15 protein-coding genes are annotated in these 16501 nt (G+C 63.8%); 5 read left to right on the top strand and 10 right to left on the bottom strand.

Annotated features, from left to right (window positions below; genetic code table 11):
- Positions 1-9: 9 nt before the first annotated feature.
- The gene (locus MESCI2_RS0131700) at positions 10-1944 is read right to left on the bottom strand and encodes a bifunctional 5-dehydro-2-deoxygluconokinase/5-dehydro-2-deoxyphosphogluconate aldolase (RefSeq protein WP_027039998.1); all 1935 of its coding nucleotides are present in this window, start codon (positions 1942-1944) and stop codon (positions 10-12) included.
- Between the two features lie 141 nt (positions 1945-2085).
- The gene (locus MESCI2_RS0131695) at positions 2086-2931 is read right to left on the bottom strand and encodes a MurR/RpiR family transcriptional regulator (protein ID WP_027039997.1); all 846 of its coding nucleotides are present in this window, start codon (positions 2929-2931) and stop codon (positions 2086-2088) included.
- A gap of 156 nt (positions 2932-3087) precedes the next feature.
- On the opposite strand from MESCI2_RS0131695, the gene MESCI2_RS0131690 reads away from it, so the two are divergent.
- A complete protein-coding gene (locus tag MESCI2_RS0131690) occupies positions 3088-4197 on the top strand; it encodes a Gfo/Idh/MocA family protein (RefSeq protein ID WP_027039996.1) in 1110 nt (369 codons plus the stop codon).
- Between the two features lie 12 nt (positions 4198-4209).
- Here the strand turns inward: MESCI2_RS0131690 and MESCI2_RS0131685 are convergent, their stop codons facing one another.
- Entirely contained in the window at positions 4210-4911 is a 702-nt protein-coding gene (locus MESCI2_RS0131685) for a helix-turn-helix transcriptional regulator (protein WP_027039995.1), read from the bottom strand.
- Positions 4912-5040: 129 nt separating this feature from the next.
- On the opposite strand from MESCI2_RS0131685, the gene MESCI2_RS0131680 reads away from it, so the two are divergent.
- Entirely contained in the window at positions 5041-5676 is a 636-nt protein-coding gene (locus MESCI2_RS0131680; RefSeq protein WP_027039994.1) for a LysE family translocator, read from the top strand.
- Positions 5677-5710: 34 nt separating this feature from the next.
- Here MESCI2_RS0131680 and MESCI2_RS0131675 read toward each other — a convergent pair whose 3' ends face one another.
- The 7 genes from MESCI2_RS0131675 to MESCI2_RS0131645 all read right to left on the bottom strand — a co-directional run bounded on the left by MESCI2_RS0131675 (position 5711) and on the right by MESCI2_RS0131645 (position 13431).
- The gene (locus MESCI2_RS0131675) at positions 5711-6802 is read right to left on the bottom strand and encodes a 3-deoxy-7-phosphoheptulonate synthase (protein ID WP_027039993.1); all 1092 of its coding nucleotides are present in this window, start codon (positions 6800-6802) and stop codon (positions 5711-5713) included.
- Between the two features lie 460 nt (positions 6803-7262).
- Complete coding sequence (locus MESCI2_RS0131670; RefSeq protein WP_027039992.1) at positions 7263-8057, bottom strand: SDR family oxidoreductase; 795 nt, start codon at positions 8055-8057, stop codon at positions 7263-7265.
- Positions 8058-8090: 33 nt separating this feature from the next.
- A complete protein-coding gene (gene iolG / locus MESCI2_RS0131665; protein ID WP_027039991.1) occupies positions 8091-9086 on the bottom strand; it encodes an inositol 2-dehydrogenase in 996 nt (331 codons plus the stop codon).
- A gap of 113 nt (positions 9087-9199) precedes the next feature.
- On the bottom strand, positions 9200-9967 hold the full coding sequence (locus tag MESCI2_RS0131660) for an ATP-binding cassette domain-containing protein (RefSeq protein WP_027039990.1): 768 nt from the start codon (positions 9965-9967) through the stop codon (positions 9200-9202).
- Positions 9968-9969: 2 nt separating this feature from the next.
- Complete coding sequence (locus MESCI2_RS0131655) at positions 9970-11046, bottom strand: ABC transporter permease (protein WP_027039989.1); 1077 nt, start codon at positions 11044-11046, stop codon at positions 9970-9972.
- A gap of 112 nt (positions 11047-11158) precedes the next feature.
- Entirely contained in the window at positions 11159-12100 is a 942-nt protein-coding gene (locus MESCI2_RS0131650) for a sugar ABC transporter substrate-binding protein (protein WP_027039988.1), read from the bottom strand.
- A gap of 299 nt (positions 12101-12399) precedes the next feature.
- Positions 12400-13431, bottom strand: coding sequence for a LacI family DNA-binding transcriptional regulator (locus MESCI2_RS0131645; RefSeq protein WP_027039987.1), 1032 nt, complete (start codon positions 13429-13431; stop codon positions 12400-12402).
- A gap of 169 nt (positions 13432-13600) precedes the next feature.
- On the opposite strand from MESCI2_RS0131645, the gene MESCI2_RS0131640 reads away from it, so the two are divergent.
- The 3 genes from MESCI2_RS0131640 (at position 13601) to MESCI2_RS0131630 (ending at position 16331) form a co-directional block, all read left to right on the top strand.
- On the top strand, positions 13601-14692 hold the full coding sequence (locus MESCI2_RS0131640) for a fatty acid desaturase family protein (protein WP_027039986.1): 1092 nt from the start codon (positions 13601-13603) through the stop codon (positions 14690-14692).
- An 89-nt stretch (positions 14693-14781) separates the two neighbouring features.
- Positions 14782-15096 carry a MocE family 2Fe-2S type ferredoxin gene (locus MESCI2_RS0131635; protein WP_027039985.1) on the top strand — a complete coding sequence of 105 codons (315 nt, stop codon included), beginning with the start codon at positions 14782-14784 and terminating at the stop codon, positions 15094-15096.
- A complete protein-coding gene (locus tag MESCI2_RS0131630) occupies positions 15093-16331 on the top strand; it encodes an NAD(P)/FAD-dependent oxidoreductase (protein ID WP_027039984.1) in 1239 nt (412 codons plus the stop codon). Before MESCI2_RS0131635 ends, MESCI2_RS0131630 begins: the two co-directional genes overlap by 4 nt.
- The last annotated feature ends 170 nt before the right edge of the window (positions 16332-16501 follow it).

The following is a 16501-nucleotide window of genomic DNA, read 5'->3' as shown; positions in this document are numbered from 1 at the left end:
CGCGCCTTCTTATGCCGCCTTGCGGCCGCGCGCGGCAAGCCACGCATCCGTCAACTGTTCGAAGCGCTGGGCCATGTCGGCGATCGCCTCGTCATCCGACATCTTGCCGGCCAGCCATTGTTCGGCCGCATGGACGAAGATGGTGCGGCCGACCGCAAAGCCCTTGACGATGGGCGCCTTGGCGGTGGCGGCGAACGCCGCTTCCAGCTCGTCCTGCGGCGCTTCCAGGCCCAGCAGCACGACGCCGCGGCACCAGGGGTCGTGCTTCAGGATCACGGCCTCGATCTTCGCCCAGGCACCGACCGACGCCTGCGGCTCGAGCTTCCACCAATCCGGCTTGATGCCGAGCGCATAGAGTTCCTCCAACGCGCGCGGGATCGTCGTGTCGTCGAGTTTGCCATGCTTGCCGGCAATGATCTCGATGAGAAGTTCTCGGCCGACCTTCCGCGCGCCTTCGAACAGCGCCCGCAACTTCTGCTGCTGTTCTTCCTTCAGCGCCGCCGGATCGTCGGGGTGATAGAAGCACAGGCATTTGATGCAATGGTCGACCGGCCATTCGACAAGCTGCGAGCCGATGTCCTGCGAGAATTCGAAGCGCAGCGGCCGCGAACCCGGCAACTCCACCGGCCGCCCGAGCCAGGCGAAGGAATGCCTGGCGAATTCGAACATCGCCTTGCGGCCGTGTTTCTCGTCGATCAGCATGCCGTAGCCGTCGCGGCCGGCAGCGACCTTCGCAGCCGCCTTGACCGCCAGCACCTTGAATTCTTCGATCCGCGCCGGATCGGCACCGGCCTTCGCCGCCACATCCTCGAGCTGCACGCGGTGGTCGCAGGCGAGCGCCATCAGCGAGGGGATGTCGCGCCGGCGCGTCGTCGCCCAATGGATGTGGTTGATCGCCTCGTCCTTGCGCAACGCCAGATGCTCGCTGCCGTGCTTGAGGAAGAACCGCAGCTCCTCGAAGGTCGGATATTCCGGCGCGCAGAGCAGCCGCGACACGGCGAAGGCGCCGCAGGCATTGGCCCAGGTCGCCGCCGTTGCATGGTCTTCGCCACCCAGCCAGCCGCGCAGGAAGCCGGACATGAAAGCGTCGCCGGCGCCCAGCACATTGTAGATCTCGATCGGAAACCCCTTGCCGACGACACCGTCCTCGAGGTCGTCGCTGATCGGTCCGTCATAGGCGATGCAGCCCATTGCGCCGCGCTTGAGCACAATGGTCGCGGACGACAGTGAGCGGATCGTCTTCAGCGCGCTCAGGCAATCATCGGCGCCCGACGCGATCATGATCTCTTCCTCGGTGCCGACGATGAGGTCGCAGTCGGGCAGCACCGTCTTCAGCTGGGCCGAGACCCGGTCCGATTTCACATAGCGCTCGAACCCTTCGGCATGGCCGGCAAGGCCCCACAGGTTCGGCCGGTAGTCGATGTCGAACACCACCTTGCCGCCCTTGGCCTTCATGATGCGGATCGCCTTGCGCTGCGCGGCATCGCTGTTGGGCCTGGAAAAATGCGTGCCGGTGACGACGATCGAGCGCGCCGAGGCGATGAAGGCCTCATCGATGTCTTCCGGCGCCAGCGCCATGTCGGCGCAATCCGAGCGGTAGAAGATCATCGGCGAGACGCCTTCGTCCTCGACCGACAGCAGCACCAGCGCGGTCAGCCGTTCCTTGTCGGTCTTCAACCCGTCGACATTGACGCCTTCACGCGTCAGCTGTTCGCGGATGAAGCGGCCCATCTGCTCGTCGCCGACGCGGGTCAGCAGCGCCGACCGCAGGCCGAGCCTGGCGGTGCCGACCGAGATATTGGCCGGGCAGCCGCCGACCGACTTGGCGAAGGAGGTGATGTCCTCCAGCCGCGAGCCGATCTGCTGCCCATAAAGGTCCACGGAAGCGCGACCGATGGTGATGACGTCGAGCGGCGCGTATTCAGCGTCCACGGCTTCGCTCATTGGAACCTCCCGTCGGCCTTGTTGTGTTGGGGTACACGCGCGAGCGGCAGCGTGGCGCCGGGAATATGAAATAATAATTCCAATCCATAGTCAATATGGAATGAGCGTTCCTTCGGCGAAAAGTACCTTTTCGGCGGTCGATCAGCCCTTGCGCTTCCTGCCCGTGTCGCGTCGCTTTTCGCCGACGCCGACAGTCAGCGCCATGGCCAGCGCCATTGTCGCCGACAGCGAGCGGAAGCCGGCGAAATCGGCCTCTGCAACCTCGAACCAGACCTTGGCGAACTGGGCGAGCGGCGAAAACGAGCTGTCGGTGATGGCGACGATCGGCACGCCCTGTTCCGAAATGCTGCGCGCTTCCTCGATCGTGGCCGGCGCATAGGGCGAGAAGGAGATGGCGATGACGGCATCCGCCGGCGTCGCGAAGCCGATCATCTCCGCATTCAGCCCAGCCGCCGATTCGATCAGCTGGTTGCGGATCTTCAGCTTGCCCAGCGCATAGGCGATGTAGGACGCCACCGGATAGGAGCGGCGCTTGGCCAGCACGTAGATGGTTTCCGCCTTCGCCAGCAGGGAAATCGCGTCTTCCAGATGCGCGTCGTCCAGCGTGCGCGAAATGTCGTTGAGCGAAGTGCTGGCGGCGGCGACGAAGCCGTCGAAGATCGACCGATGGCCGGCGCCGCCCTCGGCCTTGACGCGCAGCGCCTGCAGCCTTTCGTCATAGGACGAGTTGCGCTCGCGCAGCCGTTCGCGAAACACCTGCTGCAGGCTGGTGAAACCATCGAAGCCAAGCTGCTGGGCAAATCGGATCAGGGTTGAAGGCTGCACGCCGGCCGAAGCGGCGATGCTGGCGGCGGTGCCGAAAGCGATATCGTCGGGATTGTCGAGCGCATGGGCGGCGATCTGGGCGATGCGCTTCGGCAGGCTTTCGCGCCGCTCCAGGATGGTGGTGCGCAGCGTCTCGAAATCGCGAGGTACCCGTTCGTCCATCGTCGCTCTGTCCAGGCTCATGCGTGAAGCATCCCTCTGTGCATCATCATAGCGAGCCTGCGCAAGAACACCATAAAAAATGAGGCAGACATTCCATTCCAGGAGAAAATGGACTAATTCATCCACGCAGCGCTTCAAGCAGAGGAGAAACGGAAAATGGTCGGCGTCGGTCTCATCGGTACGGGTTTCATGGGCAAGTGTCACGCCATCGCATGGAGTGCCGTCAGCGCCGTCTTTCCCGACGTTGCCAAGCCACGGCTGGTCCATCTCGGCGAGGTCAATGAAGAGCTTGCCCGGCGCAAGGCGGGCGAGTTCGGTTTCGCCAAGGCGTCGGGCGACTGGCGTGCCGTCGTCAACGATCCCGAAGTCGATATCGTCTCGCTGACCACGCCCAACCAGTTCCATCCGGAAATGGCCATCGCCATCCTGGAAGCCGGCAAGCATCTGTGGTGCGAAAAGCCGATGGCGCCGAGTTTTGCCGAGGCCGAGGCGATGGCGGCGGCGGCGAAAAAGTCCGGCAAGGTCGCGGCGCTCGGCTACAACTACATCCAGAGCCCGGCCATCCGCCACATCGGCGCGCTGCTCGACGAGAGGATCATCGGCGAGGTCAACCATCTGCGCATCGAGATGGACGAGGACTTCATGGCCGACCCCGAAGCGCTGTTCTTCTGGAAGCACGAAGCCGCGTCGGGCTATGGCGCGCTCGACGATTTCGCCGTGCATCCGCTGTCGCTCGTTTCCGCCCTGTTCGGCCGCGTCGCCAGTGTCATCTGCGACATGGCCAAACCCTATGCCGACCGCAAGCAGGCCAGCGGCGGCCGTCGCGCGGTCGAAACCTACGACATCGCCAGCGTGCTGATGCATCTGGAAAACGGCATTGCCGGCACGCTGCTGGTCAACCGCTCGGCCTGGGGCCGCAAGGGCCGCATCGCCGTCCAGATATTCGGCTCGAAAGGGTCGATCCTGTTCGACCAGGAACGATCGAACGAATTCCAGCTCTATCTCACATCAGACCGTCCGACCGAGCAGGGCTACCGCACCATCCTGGTGGCGCCGCACCACAAGCCCTATGACCTCTTCGTGCCGGCGCCCGGCCATGGCCTCGGCTTCAACGATCTCAAGATCATCGAGTGCCACGAATTGCTGACGCGGCTTGAAGGCAAGCCGGCGCGGCTCATCGAGTTTGCCGAAGGGCTGGAGATCGAGCGCACGGTGCACGCGATGGCGCGCTCCTTCGAAGAAAAGCGCTGGGTGGACGTGCGGTGATATAAGCCCGCTTCAGACGAGGGTGGCCGCAGCGTTCGTCTCCCAGCCGTTGACCCAGACCTGCCGCAGCCGGTCGCCTTCGCCCTTGAAGCGCAACCCCGTCGCCTGGCAATCCTCGATCCGGTCGCTGCGGAAATTGCGGATCGCCTGGCGCAGCTCGCACCAGGCGACGATGTTGGCGGTTTCGGCGTAGTAGATGAGCGCGATCGGGCGGATGAGGCGCTCGGAGGCCCGGCCCATCTCGTCGCGATAGGAGATGTCAAGCTTCTCCTCGTCGCGGATGGCGCGGCGCACCAGCGCCAGGTCGATCGCGCCGGTCGAAGGCGCGGCGAAACCCCAGGCATGCAGCGCATTGGCGTCGAATGCCTGCCGCAAGGGTGGCGGCACCGCGCCGGCGATCTTGGCGCTGACGCGCTTGGCCGCTTGCTTGAGCTCGCTGTCTCCGGTGCGCTCCAGCAGCGCCAGCGACAGGACGATCGCCTCCATCTCCTCGATCGAGAACATCAGCGGCGGCAGGTCGAAGCCGGGGCGCAGGATGTAGCCGATGCCGCGGCCCCCTTCGATAGGCACGCGCATCGCCTGCAGCGCTGCGATGTCGCGATAGATCGAGCGCACCGTCACTTCCAGCCGCCCGGCAATCGTCGCTGCCGTCACCGGCTGCCGCGCCAGCCGCACGATCTGGATGATCTCGAACAGGCGTGACGCCTTGCGCATTTTTTACCCCACGTTGCGCGCCCAACTGACACACCATTGTCAGTTGGGCTGACCTATAGGAGCGCCTATCGAATTGAAAATCAACAGGTTCCGCTGCGGTTTGGCGGAGCGAGGCGGCAGGCAACTGACATGGGCTATGCGGAAAATCTTTGGCTTTTCTTTATCCTGCTGTTCGGCATCATCGCCGTTCCGGGCATGGACATGCTCTTCGTGCTTGCCAATGCACTGACCGGCGGACGCGACAGGGGTCTTGCCGCGACCGGCGGCATCATGGTCGGCGGCATGGTGCACACGCTGAACGGCGCCATCGGCGTCGGCCTGCTGATGCATTTCGTGCCGATCCTGTTCAAGCCGCTTCTGCTTGCCGGCGCCGCCTACATGGCCTTTATCGGCATCACGCTGATGCGCAGTTCCATCACTGTCGGCCAGGACGGACCCACCGGCAGCCGTTCCGCATGGAAGGCTTTTCGCCAGGGTTTTGTGACCTGCCTGATCAACCCGAAGGCATACCTGTTCGTGCTTGCCGTCTACCCGCAGTTCCTGAAACCGGACTACGGTCCGATCTGGATGCAGGCGACGGTCATGGGGCTACTGACCGTGGCCACCCAGGCTGCGATCTATGGCGGACTGGCGATCACGGCCGGCCGCAGCCGCAACCTTCTGATCGCCAATCCGCGGGCGACGATTTTTGCCGGCCGGGCGGCCGGACTGCTGCTCTTTGCCGTGTCGGTGTTCACGGCATGGGAAGGATTAAGGGCGGCGTAATCCCGGCCACCGCCGCCCGCTTGCCTATGCCCTGTCAAGCAGCTCCCTGGCGGTTGTCGATCATGGCGCGGCGTGCCGAGCGGCGCCACTCGACGGCGCCGGCAAGGCCGTGCAGCACCGTCTCGGTGGTCGCCCAGTCGATGCAGCCATCGGTGATGCTCTGGCCATAGACCAGCGGCTTACCCGGCACCACGTCCTGCCGGCCGGCGACGAGGTTGCTCTCGATCATCAGGCCGATGATGCGCTCGTCGCCTGCCGCGACCTGGCCGGCGACATCTGCCGCGACCTTGGGCTGGTTCTCGGGCTTCTTGGCCGAGTTGGCGTGGCTGACATCGATCATCAGCCTGGGCGCAACGCCGATGCGGGCGAGTTCCACAGCGGCGGCTTCGACGCTCGCCGCGTCATAGTTGGGCTGAACGCCGCCGCGCAGGATGAGGTGGCAGTCCTCATTGCCCGTGGTCGTGGCGATGCCGCTGCGCCCGCCCTTGGTCACCGCCATGAAATGATGCGGCTGGGCAGCCGATTTCACCGCCTCGGCGGCGATGCGCAGATTGCCGTCGGTGCCGTTCTTGAAGCCGACCGGGCAGGAGAGGCCCGAGGCGAGTTCGCGATGGATCTGGCTCTCGGTCGTGCGCGCGCCGATCGCGCCCCAGGCGACGAGGTCGGCAATGTATTGCGGCGTGGTCATGTCGAGGAACTCGGTCGCAGCCGGCAGGCCGAGATTGTTGACGGCGGAGAGCACGTTGCGTGCCATTCGCAACCCCTTGTCGATGTTGAAGCTGCCGTCGAGGTCGGGATCGTTGATCAGGCCTTTCCAGCCGACCGTCGTGCGCGGTTTCTCGAAATAGACCCGCATCACGATCTCCAGCCGGTCCGACAGGCTCTCGCGCAGCGCCGCCAGACGGCTGGCATAGTCGACGGCGGCGACCGGATCGTGGATCGAACACGGGCCGACGATGACGAGCAGCCTATCGTCGGTACCGTTCAAGATGGCGTGGGTGGCGTTGCGCGATGCGCTGACGGTACGCGTCGCCGTCAGCGTGCGCGGGATCTCCCGCATCACCTCGTCCGGCGTACTCAGTTCTCGGATTTCCTTGACCCGGAGGTCGTCTGTGGTGGTCAACACGGCTTTCTGCTCCTGTTTGGGAAACCTGCCGGCTGAAAACAAAAAAGCCGCCAGGTATGGCGGCTGTTCGGATGTTGTTGCTGCAATCTTCAGATCGAGCGCAATCCTCCCGCCGCCAGCGAGCTCCTAAAGTACCAATATGCGGCGGTCAGGTTGATCATGCGGTTCATATAGTCGATGCGGAGGCGCTTGTCACGGGGGTGGTGGCAGCCTAATTCGGGATGGGCCGAACTCTCACGATTTCGTCATCCTATGGCGGAGCAAGGAGCGAAGCGACGCGGCGCAGACCATAGGATCCATGCCGCGACTTCAGAGCGCTGCTGCGTTGCAGAATTCTGCCCCGCTGCATTCTTCGGCTAAGGTAACGGCATGGATCCTCGGGTCTGCGCCGCGTCGCTGCGCTCCTTGCTCCGCCCGTAGATGACGAAGTGATGGGTGTTTTCCGCAGGACTCGCCGGCGTTACTCCGGAGACGCCCCCGCAATGCTCTGGTCATAATCGACCAGCGATCCGGTCATGACACCGGACTGCGGGCTGACCATGTAGCTGATCAGCCGGGCAAGCTGGTCCGGCTTGACCAACTGGCCCATCGGCTGCGTCGCTTCGGCCTTTGCCAGCCAGTCGTCCGGCGCGTCGTGCCACTTCTTCTGCACGATGTCCTCGCCCTCCGTGTCCATCCAGCCGGGCAGCACCGCATTGCAGCGGATGCGGTTGTAGCGATAGGCATTGGCGACGTTCTTGGTCAGCGTCATCAGCGCCCCCTTGCTGGTCGAATAGGGCGTCAGGAACGACTGGCCGGTATGCGCCGACATCGACAGCACATTGACGATCGAGCCGGGTGCCTTCTTTTCCAGGAGATGCGCCACCACGCCTTGCATCAGGAAAAACGGGCCGCGCACATTGGTGTCGAAGATGGTGTCGAACAACTCTTCTGAGGTTTCGACCAGCGAGCCGCGCGCCGATGTCGCGGCGGCATTGACCAGGGCGTTGATGGTGCCGAAATGCGAAATCGCGGTGGCAACGGCGCGCTTGCAGTCGGCCACTTTGGAGACGTCGGCGCTGATGAAGATCGCCTCGACGCCAGCCTTCTTGAAGTGAGCGACGGCCTTGTCGCCCTTCTCCTGCGAGCGGCCGATGAGCGCCAGCGCCCGGCAACCTTCCTCGGCCAGCGCTTCGGCGACGGCAAAGCCGATGCCTTGCGCGCCGCCGGTGACGATGGCGCGTGTCTGTGAATTGCGATCGGCGGATGCGCTCATCGCTCTGCTCCTGTGGTTTCTTCCTAGGGTTTCTTACTTGTCGAGACGGACGGTCTTGCCGGTCGTTGCTGATTTCAGCGCCGCATCGGCCAGCTTCAGCGCCACCAGCCCATCCGCACCGCTCGGCGACGCTTTCTTGCCCGAGGTCGCGGCTGTGATGAACGCGGCGATCTCAATGGCATAGGCGTCGAGGTAGCGGGTCATGAAGAAGTCGTGCAGCGGCGGGCGGGTGTAGCCCTTCTCGTTGGCCAGTTCGATCGACACCGGGCGCTGGTTCTCGGCGGCAACCATGCCTTTCGAGCCATGCACCTCGATGCGCTGGTCGTAGCCATAGGTGGCGCGGCGCGAGTTGGAGATGACGGCCTGCTTGCCGGAGGCGGTTTCCAGGATGACGCTGACGCTATCGAAATCGCCGGCGGCACCGATCTTCTTGTCGACCAGCACCGAGGCATGGGCGCTGACCGCCACGACCTCTTCGCCGAGCAGGAAGCGCGCCATGTCGAAATCATGGATGGTCATGTCGCGAAAAATGCCGCCCGAGCGCTTGATGTAGTCGATCGGCGGCGCGCCGGGATCGCGCGAGGTGATGGTGACCATCTCGACGGTGCCGATAGCGCCGTCGTCGATCGCCTTGCGCACGGCGGCGAAATGCGGATCGAAGCGCCTGTTGAAGCCCACCATCAGCGTCGCCTTGGTTTTTTCGACCACGGCCAGGCACTTCTCGACGCGCTTGACGTTGAGGTCGATCGGCTTCTCGCAGAAGATCGCCTTGCCGGCCTTGGCGAAGCGCTCGATCAGATCGGCATGGGTGTCGGTCGGCGTGCAGATGACGACGGCGTCGATATCCCCGGCTTTCTCGATATCCTCGATGCTGCGCACCTCGGCGCCATAGGCGCTCGCCAGCTCTTTGGCGGCCTTCTCGAACGCATCGGCAACGGCAACCAGTTTGGCCTGCGGGTTGGAGCCGACGGCGCGGGCGTGGACCTTGCCGATGCGGCCGGCACCGAGGAGAGCGAAGCGAACGGTCATGGGTATTTCCTCTGGGGGGATGGGTTGGAGAGAGTTGTGTCCGCACCTTCCTTTTGGGGGAAGGTGGCAAGGCTATTTTTCGAGCGCGCCAGAAAACAGGATGACCATCCTGTTTAGGCCGCGAGTTCCGCCTCCCCGGTCTTGGCGCCGGTGATGTAGGAGACGATGTCGTTTCCGTCGGTGTTCTCCTTGCGCAGATTGGCGACGATGCGGCCGCGCCGGAACACGACGATACGGTCGCAGAGATCGAACACCTGGCGCATATTGTGGCTGATCAGGATCAGCGGCTCGCCATTGTCCTTCAGCGTACGGACGATGTTTTCGACCTGCGCGGTCTCCTGCACGCCAAGGGCGGCCGTTGGCTCGTCCATGATGATCAGCTTGGAGGCGAAGGTCGCCGTCCGGGCGATCGCCACGCATTGGCGCTGGCCGCCCGACATGTGGCGGATGGTGTTGGACAAATTGGGGATCTTCACCGCCGTGCGGACGAGCGCCGCCTCGGTCGCCTTGCGCATGTATTTGCGGTCGAGGATCGAGAACGGGCCGAGGTTGAACAGCACCTTCTCGCGCCCGAGGAACAGGTTCGACGGCACGTCGAGATCGTCGGCCAGCGCCAGGCTTTGGAACACGGTCTCGATGCCCGCCGTGCGAGCCTCGATCGGCCCGGCAAAATTCACTTCCTTGCCGTCGAACCAGATCTGGCCGCTGGTGCGCTGCTCGACGCCGGTGATCTGGCGCACGAAGGTCGATTTGCCGGCGCCGTTGTCGCCCATGATGGCGACATGCTCGCCCTTGCGCAGCTCGAAGTTCGCGCCTTCAAGCGCATGCACGCCGCCATAGCGCTTGGTCAGGTTTTCGGTCTTCAGGACGATGTCTGACATGGTCATGCCCTCATTGCCCGCAGGCGTTGGCGCCACTGGTCGAGAACCACCGCACCGACGATGATCACACCCTTGACCATCTCCTGGTAGTAGGCGTCGAGGCGCAGGAAGGTGAAGCCGGAGATGATGACGCCGAAGATCAGCGAGCCGATCACGGTGCCGATGATCGAGCCGCGGCCGCCCGACAGCGAGACGCCGCCGATGACCGCCATGGCGATGGCGTCGAGCTCGTACATCACGCCCATGCCGGACTGCGCGGTCAGGTTCTTGGAACTCAGCACCACGGCGGCGAGCGCGGCGAGAATGCCGGCGATGACGTAGACCAGGATCTTGTGGTTGGCGATCTTGATGCCGGACATGCGCGCGGCGTCCTCGTTGGAGCCGATCGCGTAACAGTGCTTGCCGTACCTGGTGTAGGTCATGATCAGCTGGAACAGGATGGCCAGCGACAGGAAGATGACGACGGGCATCAGGCCTTTGCCGATGCCGGCGAAACTCTCGGTGGGAAACGAGATCGGCTGGCCCTTGGACCACCATTTGGCGATGCCGCGCGCGGTCACCATCATGCCGAGCGTGGCGATGAACGGCGGAATGCGCGTGTAGGCGATCAGCGCGCCATTGACCAGGCCGGCAAACAGGCCGCAGGCGATCGCCACCAGCAGCGGCACGATGACAGGCAGGTCGGTCCAGCCTTGCGCCAGGAACATCGCCTTGGGATTGGGGTTGCCGTTGACCGTGGCCACCTGGGCGAAGCTCATGGCGATCATGGCGGTCGCGCCGACGATCGAGCCCGAGGACAGGTCGATGCCGCCGGTGATGATCACTTGCGTCACGCCGATGGCGATGATGCCGACGATCGACACCTGCAGGATGATGATCTGCAGGCGCGCTTCGTTGAAGATGCCGCCGACGTCGCTGCGTGTGTTGAACAGAAAGCTGTCGCCCAGAAAGATGCGGCCGATCAGTTCGAAGATGACGACGAGAATGACCAGTGCCAGGAAAACATTGAACTCGGCCGGCCATGTGCGCTTCCTCGCATCATAACCGACGCCGCCGACGCCATGAGATGTCTGTGCCACGTATTCTGTCCTCCATCAGCCGCGGTCGCCCTCGCGCCTGCGGCGCTGAGGGAGAGAGGGGAGCGGCGCTGTCTTGATCGAGAGCGCCGCTCCGTATCGAACCGTTGGCGGCTCAGTTCTTCTTCAGGAACTTGTCGATGTTGGCGGGCGTCACCAGCTGGAAGGGCACGTAGACCTTGTGCTCGACCTTCTCGCCCTTGGCGAGCTTGAGCGCCGCATCGAGAGCGCCGGCGCCCTGGCCGGCCGCGTCCTGGAACACGGTTACGTCGAGGTCGCCCGCCTGCATGGCCGCCAGCGCGTCCTGGGTGGCGTCGACGCCGCCGACGACAACCGCCTTCATGTCGATGTTGCCGGCCTTCATCGCCTGGATGGCGCCGATGGCGCTCTCGTCATTGTTGGCGATGACGCCGTCGAACGGCTTGCCGGTCGACAGCCAGTTGGTCATCAGGTTCTGCGCCTCGTCGCGGTTCCAGTTCGACGTCTGCTTGTCGATGATCTTGATGAAGCTGCAATCCGGCGTCGCGATCACATCGTCGATGTCCTTGGTGCGCTGCACGGCGGCCTGGTTGGAAAGCTCGCCCATGATCACATAGACATTGGCTTCCTTCTTGCCGGCTTCCTTGAACAGGCGGCAGACTTCCTTGGTCTCGAGCGTGCCGGAATCGGCTTCGTTCGAGGCGACGAAGGCCTGGTTGTCGGGCAGCGTGTCGACATTGACCGGCTCGCGGTTGACATAGACCAGCGGGATCTTGGCTGCGGCGGCGGCGTCCGACATCGCCTGCGTGGCCGAAGTGTCGACCGGGTTGACGATGATGGCATCGACGCCCGAGGCGGCGAAGTTCTTGATCTGGTCGAGCTGCTTGGCAACGTCGTTCTGTGCGTCCTCGACCTGCAGCTCGACGCCGCTCATGCCCTTGGCCTGCTCGATCATGCCGTTGCGCAGCACGGTCAGGAAGTTGTCGTCGAACTTGGCCATCGACACGCCAACCTTGGCGGCCAAGGCGGATGAGCTCATCAGCGCCGCGAAGGCGACGCCCAAAATCAATTTCTTCATTGTGTTTCTCCTCCACATATTGGTGTCCGGTTTCACCGATTTATCCGGAATCCCCGATCTCCCCGGGGAATCTCTCCCTGATGTCTCTTCTGTTCCGGGTGACGCCTGCCTCCTGGCTGGAACGTCAAACCCTCCGTTTGAAACAGATATTCCGGAACGAAAGAACCAAAATACACAGATGATGAAATATTTATTCCATTTCACATCGGGGCGTCAAGGGCGATTCCGCGGCCTGCGGGCCGATTTACGCATCGCTCTGATGGATTCTATCATTTGCCTCGGCGGCCTAGCGCGGCGGGCTAGATGTTTTCCGGCAGATAGATGTCGAAGGGCAGGAAGGTCTGGCCCGGAGCGTTGGCGGCACCGGTCTCGATGGCATGCGCCATCAGGTCGACAAGCTCACGGCACAAAGCGGCGAGCGGGGTCGAGATCACCATGGTGAGGATGTTGTCGGCGAGTGCCGCGCGCGATTCAGCGTTGATCTCGTTGCAGACGACCACCGGCATGGTCGCGGGCTTCGCTGCCCGCAGCGCCGAGACCGCGCCTTCCATGCCGCCGCCGGCGACGTAGCAGCCGGCAAGATCCGGATAACGCGCCAGAAGATCGATCATCGCGTCATGGGTCACCTGGTTGGCTTCCAGATTGACCAGCGTTTCAAGCACGCTGAACTCCAGCGCATGCTCGCGGAAGAAGGAGCGAAAGCCGATCTCGCGCAGCTCATGGCCGTGGAAGCGGTGGCTGCCGACGAAGAGGGCGACCTTGCCGGGCCGCTTGGCTGCCTTGGAGATCATCCATGCGGCGGTGCGCCCGACCTTGCGGTTGTCGAGGCCGATATAGCCCTCCCGGATGCCGGCGGCAAAGTCGGACAGCACCGAAAAGACCGGCTGCCCTCTCGCCTTCAAGGTTTCCACCACCGCTGTCAGGGTCGGATGGTCCGGACCGACAACGGCGATGGCCCTCGATTTCGCCGCCAGCCTGCGCATCTGGGAGGCGATCTCGTCGGGAGCCAGGGAACTTGCGAAATCGATGGTCGCAACGCCCCGGAAGCGTTGCGATTGCGAGATGGCCAGTTCGAGTTCCCGCGCGAAGTCACCGTAGAAGGCATCATTGCCCCGCAGCAGCAGGAAGCCCAGCCGGTACTCCGGCAATTCCTGGCGCATGCGCTGCTTGATAAGGCCGGCGGCGTGATAGCCGATATCGGTAGCGGTCTCGTAGACGCGGCGCGCTGTCTCTTCGCGCACCGGCAGCCGGTTGTTCAGCACACGGTCGACGGTGGCGACACTGACGCCCGAGATGCGCGCCAGATCTGATATTGTCGGCCGCTTCACCATGCTTGCCTCGTCGGGTTTGCTTGAGCCTTCGTACATCATCCTGATGGGAAATGATAGAAACTATCTTTGTGATGTTGAGTCCATCATCGGTCGGCGTTACTTTGACGCTCGAAGCCAAAGGATTTCATGGCATTCGCTCTGGCGGATGCCTTTGCCGAGGGAGGCAATCATGTCCACTGCGCCGTCCCGGCGTGACTACAGCCTGATCGGCCGCGACGCCAAGCTCGCCGTCGAGACCGGTCTGTCGGCGGCCGAGTGGTATCACACCGACGTGCCGCGCAAGCAGATGAAGGAGCTGATGCAGCGCTCCGACGGGCCGGCGATCCGCGATACGGCAATCTGGTTCGCCGCGCTGATCGTCAGCGGCGCCGGCGGTGCCTGGTTCTGGGGCACATGGTGGTGCGTGCCGTTCTTCTTCGTCTATGGCGTGCTCTACGGCTCCTCGACGGATTCACGCTGGCACGAATGCGGTCATGGCACCGCCTTCCGGACGCAGTGGATGAACGATGCGGTCTATCAGATCGCCTGCTTCATGATCATGCGCAATCCGGTGACCTGGCGCTGGAGCCACACCCGCCACCACACCGACACCGTCATCGTCGGCCGCGACCCGGAAATCTCGGTCATGCGGCCGCCTGATCTGGTTCGCGCCATGCTGGGCTTCGTCGGTGTAGCAGACGCCTGGCATGCGATGTCAGACATGCTGCGCAACGCCGCCGGCACCATCAGCTCCGCCGAAAAGACCTTCATTCCCGAACAGGAACAGCCCAAGGCGATCCGCGTCGCCCGCATCTGGACGGCGATCTATGCCGCCACCATCGCGCTGGCGCTCTATACCGGTTCGTTCCTGCCGCTGATGCTGGTCGGCCTGCCCAGGCTCTACGGCGCCTGGCATCACGTCATGGTCGGGTTGCTGCAGCATGGCGGCCTGGCCGACAATGTCACCGACCACAGGCTGAACAGCCGCACCGTCTACATGAACCCGATCAGCCGGTTCATCTACTGGAACATGAACTACCATGTCGAGCATCACATGTTCCCGATGGTGCCGTACCATGCGCTGCCGAGGCTGCACGAACTGATCAAGCACGATCTGCCGGAGCCGACACCGTCGATCCTGGCCGGCTATCGCGAGATGATCCCGGTCTTCCTGCGCCAGCTGCGCAACGAGGACTATTTCCTCAAGCGCGAGCTGCCGCCGACCGCACGGCCATATCGCGAAGAATTCCACAACGACACTATCGCCGCCGCGGCGGAATGATCGTGCTTCCGTCCGATCCAGACTGTTTATTTAACGCAATTCCGGACGGAAAACCGCTGCGCACTTTTTTGCTTTTGGGGAGGACTTGAATGAGCGACTGGGTCGAGGCCTGCGCCACCGGCGACATAGACGAGGAGGATGTGATGCGCTTCGACCATGGCGGCCGCACCTTCGCCATCTATCGCAGCCCCGACGACGAGTTCTTCGCCACCGACGGCCTGTGCACGCATGAAAAGGTGCACCTGGCCGACGGGCTGGTGATGGACGACATCATCGAATGCCCCAAGCACAATGGCCGCTTCAACTACAAGACGGGTGACGCCCGCGGTGCGCCGGTCTGCGTCAATCTCAAGACCTATCCGGTCAAGGTCGATGCCGGCAAAGTCCTGATCCGGATCGGATGACTGACATGGCGGGGGGGATGCTCATCATCGGCGCCGGCGAATGCGGCGGGCGGGCGGCATTGGCGCTGCGCGACCTCGATTATCAGGGGCCGGTGACGCTGGTCGGCGACGAGCCGCATCTGCCCTATGAGCGCCCGCCTCTGTCCAAGGATGCGATGGCCAGCGATGCGCCCGAGATCAAGGCGATCGCCAGCGACGCAATTCTGGCCGAGAAGTCGATCCGGCATATCCATTCCGTCCAGGCCGTCGCGATCGATCGCGCGGCGCATACTGTGCGTCTGTCGGACGGATCGGTCCTGCCTTACGACAAGCTCCTGCTGGCAACGGGTTCGACGCCGCGCAAGCTGCCGATGCCCGGCCTTGGCGCGCACTGCGTCTATCTCAGGACCTTCGCCGACGCGCTCGCCATTCGCGCGCATCTGACCCCCGGCAACCGTATCGCCATCATCGGCGGCGGCTTCATCGGCCTCGAACTCGCCGCCGCGGCCCGCAAGCTCGGCGCCGCGGTCACGGTCATCGAGGCGCAGCCGCGCATCCTGATGCGCGGCGTGCCGGCGGAGATCGCAGAAATTATCCATGATACGCATGTCGCCGAGGGCGTCGATATCCTGTGCGGGGATGGCATCGCATCCATCGCCGACGACGGCAGACAGGTGCGCACCACACTTGCCGGCGGCCGGGAAATCGTCGCCGACCTCGCGATCATCGGCATCGGCGCCGTGCCGGTGACCGGGCTTGCGGCCGAAGCGGGGCTGACGATCGACAATGGCATTGCAGTCGATGCCGAGCTGCGCAGCAGCGATCCCGACATCTTTGCCGCCGGCGATTGCTGCTCGTTTCCGCTCGCCGTCTATGGCGGCCGCCGCGTGCGGCTGGAAGCCTGGCGCAACGCCCAGGAACAGGGCGCGCTGGCGGCCAGGAACATGCTCGGCGCGGGCGAGGCGCATGCGGCGGTGCCGTGGTTCTGGTCGGATCAATATGGTCTGTCCCTGCAGATCGCCGGGCTGTCCGACGAAGGCAGCAGCACCGTGCGCCGCGACCTCGGCGACGGCGCTTTCATCCTCTTCCATCTGGCCGAAGATGGCAGGCTGGTGGCGGCCAGCGGCATCGGCCCCGGCAACGCGGTCGCCCGCGACATCAGGCTGGCCGAAATGCTGATCGGCAAGCAGGCGAAGCCGGCGCCGGAAGCGCTGGGATCGCAGGACGTCAAGCTGAAGTCGTTGCTGGCCGCTTGAGCCTGCTCTGCCGCTTGTGGGAAGGGGTAATCGCATATGGAATTCCTGAGATGTCTGCCCGGCACCGACCCCCACCCCTAACCCCTCCCCACAAGGGGGAGGGAGATTTCCGTCGGCGCCGACCTAGGCTAGTCGCCTGACTTTTCGGCGCCAAAGAAGAATAAAAGGCA

Source organism: Mesorhizobium ciceri WSM4083, assembly GCF_000519305.1.
GTDB lineage: Bacteria > Pseudomonadota > Alphaproteobacteria > Rhizobiales > Rhizobiaceae > Mesorhizobium > Mesorhizobium ciceri_B.
The sequence above is the reverse complement of the archived record's forward strand: the minus strand, read 5'-3'. Positions and strand labels throughout refer to the sequence as shown.

What these genes read in the sequence shown, in the direction of transcription:
- MESCI2_RS0131700 (WP_027039998.1), bottom strand. Translation starts at nt 1,944, where the DNA reads ATGAGCGAAGCCGTGGACGCTGAATACGCGCCGCTCGACGTCATCACC.
- MESCI2_RS0131695 (WP_027039997.1), bottom strand. Translation starts at nt 2,931, where the DNA reads ATGGACGAACGGGTACCTCGCGATTTCGAGACGCTGCGCACCACCATC.
- MESCI2_RS0131690 (WP_027039996.1), top strand. Translation starts at nt 3,088, where the DNA reads ATGGTCGGCGTCGGTCTCATCGGTACGGGTTTCATGGGCAAGTGTCAC.
- MESCI2_RS0131685 (WP_027039995.1), bottom strand. Translation starts at nt 4,911, where the DNA reads ATGCGCAAGGCGTCACGCCTGTTCGAGATCATCCAGATCGTGCGGCTG.
- MESCI2_RS0131680 (WP_027039994.1), top strand. Translation starts at nt 5,041, where the DNA reads ATGGGCTATGCGGAAAATCTTTGGCTTTTCTTTATCCTGCTGTTCGGC.
- MESCI2_RS0131670 (WP_027039992.1), bottom strand. Translation starts at nt 8,057, where the DNA reads ATGAGCGCATCCGCCGATCGCAATTCACAGACACGCGCCATCGTCACC.
- iolG (WP_027039991.1), bottom strand. Translation starts at nt 9,086, where the DNA reads ATGACCGTTCGCTTCGCTCTCCTCGGTGCCGGCCGCATCGGCAAGGTC.
- MESCI2_RS0131660 (WP_027039990.1), bottom strand. Translation starts at nt 9,967, where the DNA reads ATGTCAGACATCGTCCTGAAGACCGAAAACCTGACCAAGCGCTATGGC.
- MESCI2_RS0131650 (WP_027039988.1), bottom strand. Translation starts at nt 12,100, where the DNA reads ATGAAGAAATTGATTTTGGGCGTCGCCTTCGCGGCGCTGATGAGCTCA.
- MESCI2_RS0131645 (WP_027039987.1), bottom strand. Translation starts at nt 13,431, where the DNA reads ATGGTGAAGCGGCCGACAATATCAGATCTGGCGCGCATCTCGGGCGTC.
- MESCI2_RS0131640 (WP_027039986.1), top strand. Translation starts at nt 13,601, where the DNA reads ATGTCCACTGCGCCGTCCCGGCGTGACTACAGCCTGATCGGCCGCGAC.
- MESCI2_RS0131635 (WP_027039985.1), top strand. Translation starts at nt 14,782, where the DNA reads ATGAGCGACTGGGTCGAGGCCTGCGCCACCGGCGACATAGACGAGGAG.
- MESCI2_RS0131630 (WP_027039984.1), top strand. Translation starts at nt 15,093, where the DNA reads ATGACTGACATGGCGGGGGGGATGCTCATCATCGGCGCCGGCGAATGC.